The sequence below is a fragment of the Stenotrophomonas sp. 86428_Sma genome, from assembly GCF_056481585.1.
Genome location: NZ_CM151156.1, coordinates 1,426,951 through 1,440,108, shown reverse-complemented (window position 1 = coordinate 1,440,108; position 13,158 = coordinate 1,426,951). Strand labels below are relative to the sequence as shown.

12 protein-coding genes are annotated in these 13,158 nt (G+C 50.3%); 1 reads left to right on the top strand and 11 read right to left on the bottom strand.

Annotation, left to right across the window (positions count from 1 at the left end):
* Nucleotides 1-27: 27 nt before the first annotated feature.
* The 8 genes from ACZK3J_RS06575 to ACZK3J_RS06540 all read right to left on the bottom strand — a co-directional run bounded on the left by ACZK3J_RS06575 (nucleotide 28) and on the right by ACZK3J_RS06540 (nucleotide 9,349).
* Entirely contained in the window at nucleotides 28-1,884 is a 1,857-nt protein-coding gene (locus ACZK3J_RS06575; RefSeq protein ID WP_478476625.1) for a helicase HerA-like domain-containing protein, read from the bottom strand.
* Between the two features lie 169 nt (nucleotides 1,885-2,053).
* On the bottom strand, nucleotides 2,054-2,989 hold the full coding sequence (locus ACZK3J_RS06570; RefSeq protein WP_478476624.1) for a murein L,D-transpeptidase catalytic domain family protein: 936 nt from the start codon (nucleotides 2,987-2,989) through the stop codon (nucleotides 2,054-2,056).
* 132 nt (nucleotides 2,990-3,121) lie between these two features.
* Nucleotides 3,122-3,724 carry a hypothetical protein gene (locus tag ACZK3J_RS06565; RefSeq protein WP_478476622.1) on the bottom strand — a complete coding sequence of 201 codons (603 nt, stop codon included), beginning with the start codon at nucleotides 3,722-3,724 and terminating at the stop codon, nucleotides 3,122-3,124.
* A 94-nt stretch (nucleotides 3,725-3,818) separates the two neighbouring features.
* Entirely contained in the window at nucleotides 3,819-6,791 is a 2,973-nt protein-coding gene (locus ACZK3J_RS06560) for a type IV secretory system conjugative DNA transfer family protein (protein WP_478476621.1), read from the bottom strand.
* 12 nt (nucleotides 6,792-6,803) lie between these two features.
* Nucleotides 6,804-7,322 (bottom strand): hypothetical protein, encoded by a 519-nt coding sequence (locus ACZK3J_RS06555; protein ID WP_478476619.1) that lies wholly within the window; start codon nucleotides 7,320-7,322, stop codon nucleotides 6,804-6,806.
* Nucleotides 7,323-7,400: 78 nt separating this feature from the next.
* Nucleotides 7,401-8,204 (bottom strand): hypothetical protein, encoded by an 804-nt coding sequence (locus ACZK3J_RS06550; protein ID WP_478476618.1) that lies wholly within the window; start codon nucleotides 8,202-8,204, stop codon nucleotides 7,401-7,403.
* Nucleotides 8,204-8,908, bottom strand: coding sequence for a hypothetical protein (locus tag ACZK3J_RS06545; protein ID WP_478476616.1), 705 nt, complete (start codon nucleotides 8,906-8,908; stop codon nucleotides 8,204-8,206). The genes ACZK3J_RS06550 and ACZK3J_RS06545 overlap by 1 nt, the downstream gene beginning before the upstream one ends.
* 18 nt (nucleotides 8,909-8,926) lie before the next feature.
* A complete protein-coding gene (locus ACZK3J_RS06540; protein WP_478476614.1) occupies nucleotides 8,927-9,349 on the bottom strand; it encodes a hypothetical protein in 423 nt (140 codons plus the stop codon).
* Nucleotides 9,350-9,874: 525 nt separating this feature from the next.
* Between ACZK3J_RS06540 and ACZK3J_RS06535 the strand changes: the two genes are divergently transcribed.
* Nucleotides 9,875-10,990: a hypothetical protein gene (locus ACZK3J_RS06535; RefSeq protein WP_478476612.1), complete on the top strand. Its 1,116-nt coding sequence runs from the start codon at nucleotides 9,875-9,877 to the stop codon at nucleotides 10,988-10,990.
* Nucleotides 10,991-11,018: 28 nt separating this feature from the next.
* On the opposite strand, the gene ACZK3J_RS06530 is transcribed toward ACZK3J_RS06535, so the two are convergent.
* The 3 genes from ACZK3J_RS06530 to ACZK3J_RS06520 all read right to left on the bottom strand — a co-directional run bounded on the left by ACZK3J_RS06530 (nucleotide 11,019) and on the right by ACZK3J_RS06520 (nucleotide 12,820).
* Entirely contained in the window at nucleotides 11,019-11,570 is a 552-nt protein-coding gene (locus ACZK3J_RS06530; protein ID WP_478476610.1) for a hypothetical protein, read from the bottom strand.
* Nucleotides 11,567-12,154 (bottom strand): nucleotide-binding protein, encoded by a 588-nt coding sequence (locus ACZK3J_RS06525; RefSeq protein WP_478476608.1) that lies wholly within the window; start codon nucleotides 12,152-12,154, stop codon nucleotides 11,567-11,569. Before ACZK3J_RS06525 ends, ACZK3J_RS06530 begins: the two co-directional genes overlap by 4 nt.
* Nucleotides 12,155-12,271: 117 nt before the next feature.
* On the bottom strand, nucleotides 12,272-12,820 hold the full coding sequence (locus ACZK3J_RS06520; RefSeq protein WP_478476606.1) for a hypothetical protein: 549 nt from the start codon (nucleotides 12,818-12,820) through the stop codon (nucleotides 12,272-12,274).
* Nucleotides 12,821-13,158 lie beyond the last annotated feature (338 nt).

Here is a 13,158-nt window from a genome sequence, read left to right as displayed (position 1 = left end):
CAAATGACGTTTTTGGCAAGAACCGAATCAGTCTTTAGACTTGTATATCCGGGACGCCTCTCTGGCTAATACATCAGCAATTGAAAGGCCAATGTCCGTCCCTTCCCCATCCACATTTGCTGGAACGGTTGTGCTGACCACCCTAGGCGCTGATCGAGGCCCAATAGTCCAGCGGGCTGGAACTTGTCCTGGACGTTGATTAGCGATCTGGTTGCCGGGAAAATTGAGCAACAAGGGATCACCGCCCATCTGAACAATGGCGCGAATGCCCCACCCACTAGGCCCGTATGCCTTTCCCTTCCTGAAGCCCAATCGATCTGTCAGCTCAGGCGAGGACACGATGGCTCTTGTTTCTTCGTGCACGGTTGCGTTGTCGTCATACGTCCTCCAGGCCACTTTGTGCTTACCCAGTGTTGAGGCCAGGTAGTCCCGCGTGTCTCCGGCCTGGACTTCACAAATAATTTTTGTTGCGACTGTGCTAGAGAACGTCTTAGCAACTTCTCTTGAATACACAGCTTCCATTTGACTGAAGTCTTGATAGCAGAGAACTGCACACACGCCCTTTGAACGCCCCAGGGTGAGGAGCTGATCGATGTTCAAACGCCCGATGCTGGGCAGCTCATCAAGGATGAAACCCAGGAACCTGCCCTCCTCGTTGTCAGGGAGCTGGGCTGAAATGATCGAAGGAACAGCGACGTTGATCATTGCCGCTATGTAAGCCTTTGTAAGGCTTGGATCTGGGCCAGCCTGGACGATGACTTGCTTGCGACCCCTGTAGCCATCCTTGACCCAATCTGTCATAGCGAACATGCGATCTGTGCGTGTAGGCCACGCTAGTGCAAGGTCATCAATGACCCGCGTGTATCCCGCCAGCGTAGCCAGCACAGAGGCAGTGGATTGGCTCTCCTCGTTCGCGATCAAAGGCGCGGCTTTTGCGTAATGCTCCTTGAGCATGGACAACATTGCAGGAGCGCTCTGGGACACGGCATTCGCTAGATCCGTCCAGTTCCACTCTGTCCCCCTCGTATTTTGAAGAGACCGCAATGCTCCTGTGAGCAATTGCTGAGCCGCAATGGTCCAGAACTTGCCGTTGCCGCTTTCTTCAGGGATGAGGCTAGCTGCGAACGCAGCAGCCTGCGTAGGTGAGCGCACATCACGTGCAACATCCCAGACGTATGACCGCTTATCGAACGGGCTAACAATTATGGGGCGATGACCAACGCCGAAATCGCCCTTAGCTGTGAAGTCCCCTTTTACGTCATAGATGAAGCACTTCAAGTTGCGTTGAAGCATCTGCCTGATCAACGCCATCAAGATGACTGTCTTACCACTACCCACGCTACCCGCGATCAGCAGATGCCTCGCCCATCGTTTCTTGGGCAAGATCAGCGCTGGGTGGAGAGCCAGGGGGAAGTTGTCAGCTTCAATCTGCTTCTTCTTGAGGCTTCTTGCCCTGGCCTCGCGCAATGCTTCTTTGCCGTCTAGCAAGCTAGGACCTGAGAGATGCCACGTGTTTGAGCGAGGAGTCAGGCCTTTAGCAAAAGACCAGCAAGCACAAGCAATGGAGAGTGCTAGTGGGATCCCTACCCTCAGAATGACTTGAAAGGTGTCATGGACCTGCTCAAGGTATTCAGAAGCTGCAGCACCGGCTGAGACACCCAACGTTGCCCAGTTGAATGCCACAGCGAGCGCACCTGTGGCATGTAGTGTCCATGGCCCTAGATTAGCTCCTGGAAGCTTCAGACCGATCCAGAGAAGAGATGGCCATGTGGCGAGGAACGTAGCTCCACCGGCAATCAGTGCCTGATCCCAGCGCCTGACAAGAACACTAGGAGCTACATGCGGGGGAACACGACCAAAAGCGTCAAAGACCTTCTCATTCACAATTACTTCTTCTTTTTCTGAGCTGACGCCCAGCTTGACAAAATGAAGCTAATTGCCGCTGAAATTGTGTATCCATTCTTTAAGGCATAACCTCTGACTGCCGCCTCAGTCTCGGGGGAAACTTTGGACTGCATAAGAACGGAACGTATTTGCTTGTAATTATTTGTCTTCATGCAGACAACCTAAGGCCATGCCGGGATCTGTCAATTAGGCATGCGCCCTCCGTGTTGATGATAGGCGCGGGTATAAATTCACTCTCAGGCAGGGCCCAGCTTAAAAAGCTAGAAGAGGCTGATGGCTCATTAAAAATAAGGCTTGTCGCGAACAGCCCAAAGCTTTCTTCAAAGCGACGTGTAGCCTCAGCAAGTAATCGAGCACGCCTTTTTTCAGCGCAAGCGCTAACAAGTGTCTGTAGCTCATCATCCTGGCCATCGATGTATAGATAGGCGTTGCTCAGACCCGCCTCTTCCAGCTTGTCCATGGTTCTCTGATTGACAGCAGGGCAACCTTGACTCCTGCCAACATAATCGTCACGAACGTAGTTAGATGGGTGCAATACAACCGCACGGTCTCTCGCCTTGCTGTTGAACTTTGCAAATAGACCGTCCAGCCGCCTACTCCACCCATTTTTGCCCTGGTATTTTTCAGCTATGCGGTATAGCCCAAGACTCGTCATATTGGAATCTGGGATATTAGAGAATTTAGCCGCCCTACCCTTTGCTGATACGTCAGAGCCTGACCCGTGGGCAACGTAGTCCCTCGTGATTAACACGGGATTGTCCAGGTCACTCACATCAAAAGCCCAAAGCCGTTTGCTGCGTGCTGGCATGCTCATATCCACAACAAGCAACTTGTCAATCTGCTGACCGTCTTCCGTGGCGCAAGTCATAGCGTCTAGCGCACGCTTTGCCACACCTCGATCAATTTCAGGAGCAATATTTACAAGTGCAAGATCCTCCGACTTCTGGAAAATGGCATTCACAAGATCTTGGGAAGCCATCTGATTGTAAAAGGGATCATTGATAGTGATTGTGCTGGAAAAAGAAGCAAATGGCATCGCCATCAATGCGGCAGCCAATACTCTTAGATATCTTTCTTTGATCATGTCGTGTCCTCCAATTTTTAAAAGATAAAGGGATAGATACTTACCTACCCATACATCCATAAAATCAGAGAACTAGATTTGGTCAAGGTAGTGGACGTAAAAAAAGCCCCACAAATGCGGGGCTTTTAGTTCTCACTGTATTTGCTGCTTAAGCTTAACTTGTGGAACATCCTTTTGCCTATGTTGTTCTCTATGCCAATCCTCAACCTGCCCCAGTGTGGGCTGACCACTGCCCAGGTGTGCCTGCATGTAAGCATCTTCTTTTTTCTGATGTGCTTTCCAGTAATCACTTTCGCTTTGCGCTGTAGCAGCATAGTCTTCTCTTCCGTGGGAGGTTCTTATACGCGCCCTGTTTTCATTCCTATTCTTCCATTCGTCTTCCACTTCACTCAATTGAAAGGGAAGGCTGTCGCCCTCTTGCTCTCTGCGAGCTGACAACAACTGACTAAAGCTTTTGCGCTGTGAGTTCTGAACTTCCATGGTCTCCTTCATCTGCCCCTGAAGCTTTTCGATATCTTCAGGGCTCGCCCGGTTAATTTCGCCAAAGAATTTTTCTTTAGCACGTTCAACTGAAGCACTAAGCTCTGAGCTCTTCTCAGTCCAGGCCTTGTATTCTTCTTTCATGAACGCACTCGGCCGATCTGACTTTAGATGTTCATCACGCTCCTTACGCACATCCTGAAAAGCTGCCTGAGCTTTAAATAGTTTATTGCCGTGCTTTACCTCATCATTCATATTCCCTCCGATTGTTGAAATTAAATTCTATGATTCTATGATTACCTACAATTAAATTTACGCAAGAGGAGGGGCAGACCACCTCCTCTGTCGATCAGGCCACGTTATCCTTGCGCAGCTCATCTGGCCCTACATACTGAAGTTTCACAAGGTCAATTCTTTTACCGCCAGCGCGACGCAATGAAACAATCGCCTTACCCCTCGTTAGCAATGAATTGAACTCTTGATCTTCAAACACATCAACAGTTTCCAGGACTCCACCCACTGGAACAGTTATATCGGTGAGCATTGAGTTCTCATCAAGCTGTCGAGTCTTGTTTCCTACCCACTTTCCACCCACGTATTGCATCGGAGCTGTAGGAGCGCGAACAATTAGCTTTCCAAAGCCACGCTTCAACAGGCTTTCCATGCCTGCGCGGTTTGGATGATCAGGATCATTCAACGGACTAAGCGCATAGTTCTTTAAAGCGCCCGAGTAATCAATTCCGTTTGAGCGCTGCTTGAAGGTGATCAAATCCGCCTTACCAAGCCTTGTCTTCACATATTCATACGTCCCGCTTGATGCCTCCATGCAGAAGAACGACTGGAATGTGTTTGCAAACTTACGAGCAGTGTTTTCGTCATTAAACCTATCCACAAAACTCTCATATGACTGAGTGGCACAAATGAAAGCAGCTTCAAGCGACCTTGAAATGTCGATTAACTGCAACTCAGCATCACCTACAACGCCCTGGGCTTCATCATAGAAGAATGCAACACGCGACTGCCCCATGGCTTTCCAATCCGCTTTCTTCATCCCACCACGCTTCTTTATTTCATCATAGACACATTGCTTCGCAAAGGCGGTAATAGCCAAACCAGCACGACCGTGAATTGTTTCAGGCAAGTCAATGCCCACATTTTTCCAGTAGAGGCATGATCTAACATCCTCCCCCTTCTCAAGCATCTTCCAGTGAACGCCATTTTTCCCAGTTAAATATTTGCCTCTGGACAACGGCTGAATTCGATCATTTACGTTAGACATCCAGGAAGAACGTTGTTCGCCAGCGTTGGGCCACGTATTTGTAAAATATGCAATTGTTCCATCCAGCAATGTGCCCTTTCCTAATTCAGGGTGTATCGACTCAGGCATCCTCTGGATACGCTCATCTGATGCTCCGTAACCTAGTTCTGACAAAGCAAACAACATGTCCTCAGATGCAACTGGCACTCCATCTACAACACGAACTTGATTACCCATCACGACTATCTTTGAAAGAGTATCAATGTTCCACAGCCACTTACGTTCTGTAAGTGCTTTTGAAGCCCAGTATTTAGAACGCTCCATAGCAAGCTCTTCCTTTGATCTCGCCTCGCTCGCGTCAGCACCAATTTTCTCTAATCGAATGGCTTCAAGCCCGTAATAGAGAGCGGCATCCTCGTTTTCACGCGAAATAGTGAATGAATATTCCAGCATCGCAAGCTCATGGTCACGCAGGGCTTCATGAAGGACGGTCACATTGTCTATATAGTCCATTGCACCGTTATCCCAAATTGGGTCTGAACTTGATCTTTTGTTAGAAACCTTGATTGCCTTTAGTGCGTTGTAAACGCCCTGGGCATCAAGACCCTGCATCGGTGCGTAATCGACGCCCGTTCCGATCCTTAGATCTATGTAAGCCGATACTTCACCAGCAAGAGCACCCTTCGCGCATGCAATAAAGGCAGAACCCATTTTATTTTCAGTCCACTGCTTGATCCAAGGCCGCAGCGTAGATGATGTTTTACCCACACCTGTAGCTCCGAAAACTAAGATATGCGACGAAACATCGACTGCTGAAAGAACCATCTCTTGACCTTCGTCAGGGGCATTGGGGTGATGTTTAGCTGTCAACCAACCTTCCGCATAACCGCAAACCATAGTCGGGGATTTATCAGCGTAAGCCTCCTTTGCCTGCAGAATTCGTGGTTCTACGTGAACTGTGCTCAGCTTGCCCATTCGACCCAACTTGAATGTAATGCCAAGCGCCTCTAGTTCCTTAGCTCTTGAGTTGTAATTGCTCTCAGTATGAATCATGGGATACATACTTGCCATGAAGAAAAATGCGAAAGGCAACATAGATGTGGGCAGAATTGCCACGGAAAGAACCATGACAAGCGTGAACACAAGGGCAAGCTTGGCGCTATAGCGAACACGTGCCCAGAACCCGCCTATAACTGACGCTTTATATTTTGAGTCCAGCATATTAGATGCAAGCATCAAAACAAACGCGACTCCCATCACGATTGCGGAGAGGGTGGCGAGACTCAAAGACGCAGTTACTACTGACTGAATTCCACCTGCTCTGATAGATCCCAGGAGATTCAAGCTCTCAAGCTGACGCGCCCCGTTTGCTGCCATAGCTGCCAATGCAGCGGGCCCCACAAGCAAGACAAAGAAGCTCTTAACAGAATCAATTATTCCCTCACCCTGGGCAATGGTGATGAGGAATGGGGTGGCCAGAAGCATCACTAGCAATGAGAGTAGAGGGCTAACTAGTGAGACAAGGTAAGCCAAGGCCCCAATTACGGGCAACGCTCCATACATTAGGGGGGTAGCTGTCGAATCCCCTCCCCTTACAATGTCATCAGGGCGCAAATACCCCTCAATTGGATCACCATTTTTTGTCGTAGTATTACGAGCTGCCTTATCGCGCAAGTCCGCAGGTATGAGCGGCCAAAACTGACTGAATTTCTGTATGTCCATTCCTTCAGGGACTGTCCAGATCCCGTCAATTAGCTCAGCCCCCATACGTTTAACAAGTTCCTCGCGTTCTGGCTCAACAACCAGCTGATTTGAGGGAATGCGATCAGGCACGTCATGTCGGCCCGTGATTAGATCCGCCACCTTGTAAGCCTCTTCAAGCATGCGGGCGTGAGAGTGAGAAGGAACAATGTTTTGAACGCTCCCTTTATCCTCATCCACTGAACTGACAGGAGGTTGCACAGGTTCAAGGGGCGCAGCTTCTGCTATCAACAGTGATTCCTTCTTTTCTTTTTTTGATAAGAGCAGTTCGGTTCTATCAAGCAATTTGTAAAGTAAACTCATTTATTCCTCCTATTAGTATTTTGACTGGCATGATTTAGCCAGCGACATTGTTGCTGGATTTTTCTTGTCTGCAGTTCCGTCCATCAAGCTTCTCGCTAGCGCTTCACAGCTTTGCGCTGTGGGTGCAACCTGCCCGCCATTTGAAGCCATCACTCGCATCCCATCGGCCTTATTTCCTTTCAAAGCGATCACTCCAGCTGCGGTTAGGCAAAGCGCGAACGTGATGAGAGCCGTTGCGATGAATTGAGCTTTTCCCGCATAGCGCTCTTCTGCATAGCGAGTAGGAGCCACGAGCCTGCTCCCCTCTTCCCATTGCTTCAGACCAAGCTCGGTTCTGGGAGGACGACGATCAATGACCAAGTGGTAGTAGCTTGACCGCAGATCTGGGTGAACATCTTCTAGTCCCTTTGCTTCAACAGGGCCCAGCAACAAGGTTCCCCAAAATGCAGAAAAGCGACTCCCGAAACGTGGCCGGAAGTCGCTTTTGTATTGAGTGAAAATTAGTGAAAGCGCTTTATCTAAAACTGACATTTTAATCCTCCAATTTTTCTGGTAAGTGTTTTACCTATCCAGAAATAGCAGAGAATTGGAACTACGCAAGCCCAGCAATTAAAGATCCAACTCTTTTATCTGATCAATCCTGCTTTGCCATGGCTTCCCCGCTTTCACCCTATCAACTTCAGCTTTAATTTCCGCCTCTGTTGCCGGGGGTGGTTGATGCCGTTGAATAACGCGAGGCGCGGCAACTACAGCAGGCTGTCGGTCAACCTTAGCTTCATTATTATTATTTCGCGCCGATCTAACTTGAGGCGCAGCAGCAGGTGCCGGGGCAATTGTTTGAGCAGGAACAGCGTTTTGAACGCTACTTTTATCCTCATCCATTGAACTGACAGGAGGTTGCACAGTTTCAAGGTGCGCAGCTTCTTCTATCAAAGGAAGGTCCTGGGGGATTGCTTCCTCTAAATGATCAACGGGCTTCCTCTCCTCTTCCTGGACTTGCCCTGGCAATGCTGGCACTTGATTAATAGCCGGGGGAATATATAGGCCCTGAGATGGCGCCATAGCGACAGCAGGCGCGGCTGCGGCCTTTTCATCACCCTTGAATTTCAGGGCAAGCACTCCAGCACAAACAAGCAATGCGGCTCCCACGCATATATATGGACTTTTCTTACGAGCCTTATTCAGATTTATGTTTGGCAATCGTTTGACAGCTTCATCAGCTACAGCTGTTGTCTGTTTAATTATTCGCTGACTTGCTTCAGCGACCTTCTTCGCTACTGGCTCAACTTGCTCCATCACGGGTTCTGGGATGATACGTTTCGACGCAGGGGAGGACTCACCCTCCACGTTATTATCCAATCCGAAACTCGCTTCCAGCCTACGCAGTTCTCTTTCACGTTGAAGGTCGCTCATCACCTACCTCCCTTTGTCAGTGAAGTGATCACGAGCTTGTGCGAGGTGCTACGTCCGCACTGGTTGTCTACCAGATGCCTATCAAGAGCTCCCCGCTTATCAAGCTCACCAAGAAGCGAAAGACAGGCCGGGTTGGTTCCTTCGATGCGAATATCAAGCTGACCCTTTGACCCCTTGAAGAGGTTTGAGAGCTTTTCCATTGTCTCTACTGTCTTAGCGTCCATCACTAAAAGATCAGATGCTTCGTATTCGATTTCAATTGACTTCATTGCCTCCTGCTGCCTTCCCGATCTGTCTGTGTGGTGTTCCGTTTCGACCTTAGCTTTCATGCCCGCTCTCCTGGCAGCCTCTTCAACCTGTCTTGCCTGGGCAAGCTGCTGCTGAACTGATTGAACTCCGGCTCCTACTGCTGCTGCGGCACATGCGCGCAGATCTAGGCCACCTGAAAGCAAGCTCATCACTGCTCCAGCCGCACAGCCTTTCGCTGCGTCAGCTGTGAGTCTCTTGCCATCTACCCTCCGCTGCTTCTGTTCGTGAACCTCTACAGGGGGCAGATCAGTTGGCGAGCCAACTTGTTCTGTTGTGTGCTGCCCCGTGAGCCGTTCCTTCTTATCCCTCATCCAATCCTTGATTCCAGCATTAGCAATGCAGGTCAGTGACAAAGAAATTGAAAGGCCAAGTAGTGTTGCTTTGTATAGTTTCATTTTTTCCTCCAGTGGTAGTTAAATTTGTTTTCCATCGCCCGGATAGAATCCAGTGCCAGGCCCTTGGGGCATGTTGCGCCCAGAACTCGTAGCTGCCGCTTTACTGCCATCAAACAATTTAGAAAGCTCCTTTACGAGAAGCTGCAGGAACTCTTCATTCCTCGCTAGAGATGTTGAAGCTTCACTCCTCTGCAACTCCAGATGATTATTGGCTTGCGCTGCGAGGTCCCTTCTTGAGCGGGCTGTCTCCTGCCTTATCTCAGTAAGCAGTTCATCAAGCCCTTTCCTCGCCAGCATCATTTGATCCAACAACTTCTCTCTATCGAACTTTTCTAAAACAGCCTCTCTCGCAAACTCAGAGAATGACTCCCCCTTCGCTGTCAACTCAGTCGTGACGCGGGAGTAGTCTTTGGGCTGCATGTAAATTTTTATAGCTCTCATGTATTAAATCCTCCATTTACCCTATTACAATCAATAGCCCAGATTCCGAATTGCGCAAGGCCTTCGGGAAAACGTTGGCATCAAAGGGAATTAAGGAGTGGCAACGCCAAGCAAGGGCCTTTGATGTGCACCCGTGGCAAAGCTTTAGATTCCAATAGCTTTGGAAATAAAAAGGGCCCCTTGAGGGGCCGCTTTTCAGAAACACTTCAGTGCGAGAAGTGTATTATTAGTTTGCTCTTGTCGATGATCCATCAGACAAGAACACAGGCAAACCAAACGACAACCTCCGGTGGCCCCAAGAAAAACTAAAAGCCATCCTCTTGCGCACATGGGAACCCCTGCTATCAATGAATGTGTAACTCAGTTGATAGCTTAGGAGGAAAACAAAATGTGCCATGCCATTGCTTACGCCCTCACCCTTGATGATGGCTTTCTAAAATCATCATGGGGCGCTTGTAGTTTTTTTGTTTGCCATTCAGCGCTCAATGGAAAACGCGGTCTTCAGGGAAAGCAGGTGGTGCTTCTATGACCTTCGCAACATCGCTTTCATCGGTAGTAGCTGAAAGTATTTTGAAAGCCGCCGCTCCTTCGAACGTTCAAACTGCCCCATGGAAGCGCAGGCTTGTCAACATGGATGAGGGCCGCGCCTGCCGCTTCTGTCTAGCTGATGGGAATGCTGCGGGCGTGCGCCTGGTCAACTCGTTCTTGCTCGCACCAGCGCTCGGCGGGCAGGCTGTTGATGTGAACCGGATCGTCACTTGCCTGAGCTGTGCGAAGGCGCGAAGCAACCGTGACGTGCTGTCCTGGGACTCGTTCCTCAGGCGAGGAACTGAGGAGTCCAGGGCCTCTGTGCTTCTACAGAGAGACGCTGTGCTCACTGTTGCCCGCAACCATCTGACTGCTACAAGAGCCGGTGCGAGCAAGGCTCAGGTTCTCGTCTGCTTGCGGCAAAGGTGGCAACAACCGCGTGTGAAGCTCTTCGCTCATCACAGTGCTGAGCGTGGCTATGTAGGCTGGGCTGTGAGCAGCGGCGAAGAGCAAGCCCATGGCGAAGCTGCCGCGATACTTCGCTTCGGCTTCCATGCTCAGCCAGTAGTGAGCACCAATGGCGTCGTCGTGATGGAACTGGCGGAGACGATGTTCCTTGATGCTGTGTGGGCACTGATCGAGAATGGAGCACTGGTTGACCCGCTATCTCTTGATGATGCTGTCCTTGTAGACCCGCACAACTGGCAGCACTGGTGGCGCTACAGCTTTCATAGCATTGATGACCTCGTGCGCCGCAGGCCCCGCCTCAGCGGCAACAACTCACGCACAAAAGGGACGCTGGCCTACTCGCTCGCACGCTTGCGTGATCGTCTCCCTGATGACCTCAAACACCTGAGCGCACGGCGCACGGCCATTGCCGCACCCTCTCCTCCACGCAAGCTTTCCACCAAGCCTTCTGCGATCAGTGAAAGGCAGGCGTATCGCAAACGTGTTGAACAAGAGAGAGAGCGCCTGTGGCGCACTGCGCGCGATGACATTGAGGCTTACAAAGAGAGTGTGGTCAGGGGAAACGCGCACCCGGCGACAGCACTAGAGCTACTAGAGATGGAGTTCCACGTCCTAGACCTATTTGATGCGATCAAGCAGTGGTGACATGAAGAGGCCCCGCAAGGGGCCTTCATCATTGCTTCAAGCCTACGCGCCGGATCAGCGTTCTAACTTGCTTTCGCTCTTCAGCTTGCGGATCTTCTGCAGGACTCACAACGAGCATCTTGTCATCTCTCTTGAGGGCCATCGCGCCATAGTCTGCCAGGGCAATGAGCGCTGTCGTGAAAGGGAAGTCCTCGCCGTCAGCGGCACCAAAAATTTCTTGAATGCTCTGCCTCAGCATTGGCGGCAGCGTAACCATACTCCTGTGATTGCGCTTCCCCTGTCGAGTTCGGTAGTCAGGCAGCGCCGCACCTCTCTCTAGAACTAGATGGACCTTCCTGCCTGCCTTTGAACGCGGCGCGTTGGAGTCATCAAGATCAAAGAATGTAGACCGCCCTGGCTGATCCCCAGCTGCAAGCAGGAGGCTGTCATCAGCGGTCTGAAGTCTGCTCTGTGCTTCTTCAATGCTTGTGAGCTCTTGCTGCTTGATGCGAGGCTGACGCGGAGCGTGGACTTGTTGGGCAACCACGCTCAAGTCACGTGTCCCAGCTCGTGAGCCGGTCTTCTTCAAGTGGATTGTCATGCGGCCACCTTCGATAATTTCAGCCTGTCCTGGACAGCCAGAGCAATGGACTCTATTTCGCTTCTAGCACCGCCAATGTGACGACCGCTCATGTCAAATACGGTCCGGCCCTCGGCATAGTAGGCGGCGAAAGCCGCCCTCTCCCTCATGACAAACGCATCGCGCATAGCGGGGCTGGATAACCGTTCTCTGTGCTCAGCGCGCAGCGGGTTGAACCTATTCGCGATGACCAAGTATGGCTTCTGGTGCTTCTGTAGCAGAGCAATGGTCCGTAGAAATACTACGAATGACACGCCATCCAGGAGCGTGGGAACTAGATAGATATCGGCTTCTGGGAGGTGTTCGTTATCTGGGATCTTAGGAGGCAAGTCCAGGATCTCTACATCAAATCCTCTGCTGCGGCTCCTGCCGACAGTGAAAGGCGTCTCGTCTGCCAAAGCGGCCCAGGCTAAGGCGGAGCCTTGTGGGTCACAGTCGGACACAAGCACGCGCAGCGCTGGATCTTGAGCGAAGAAACCGGCGAGGTTTAGCGTAGTCGTGGTTCTGCCGACACCTCCTTTAGCATTGAAAACACAAATTCTCATGAAAGACTCCTTATATCTGGATAGGTAACTAACAATCCAGAATTAGCATAAGTCTTTATTTGCGCAAGTCTTAAATGGAAAAGCCCCGCAGGTGCGGGGCTTTGACTGTCATGTTGCTCATCGTGCCGCAATTATGTATGAGGTTCGTTCAACTTCATCGTTGTGCCTCCTAGGCCTTTCGAGGCTTGCACTTTCCACTCTTGTTGCAAATATATTGTGATCACGACTTATACGAACATCACACTTGAGCGCAGCGAACCAAGCTGCGAGGGAAGGAGGCAACCTTTTATCGCAGACCTCAGCTACAGTTTTACCGGGATCATCAGTGACGATAATCCGGTTTGGACCCAGTGTTCCCTTTCGATACGTCTTGCCCATTGCAAGCGCTGGACTCGCCCCATTTGTCAAAAGAATTTCGACCATTTCATTGAATTTCGCAGATCGCACAGGATCTTTGTAATTAATTGAATAGAGCCTTGCCGCAACATGTAGTGCTGTGATCCCAGACCCTGGGAGCTGACCATTGAGCCACAATCCTGGATACGCCCCAGCCGCCAAGCCAGCGGTTGTGATGCCCTGGACAAGTGTCCTGAATGCCTCTACGTCCTCTGCTTGAATTGCAGAAATAAGGCTCTCAGTCGTCTGTAAAAGCATATTTGTTGTCATGTTGTTCTCCTGTATTATTGAATGATAGTCAAAGAGCCGTAATTAAAAGCCCCATCGATCTTGCTGCTTGCGAGCCCGAGCTTCAGCTCTAGCTTGCATCTCATCGTGCTTTGCTTGCCGCATCGCCTGACGCTCTAAGCGGGCTCTACGCTTTGCCTTTGTCGCAAGACAAATTGACGGATCAAATGATTTAGACGAACCTTTTTCGGATTTCCGAAAAGCCGCAAGTAGGCCAGAGTGATCAAATGAGCCTGAAATTGAATTTACACGCATGTTTTTCTCCTGTTTGATTTAGTAAAAAGGTATTTGTTTGTATACCTTTAAATACATGCAAACAG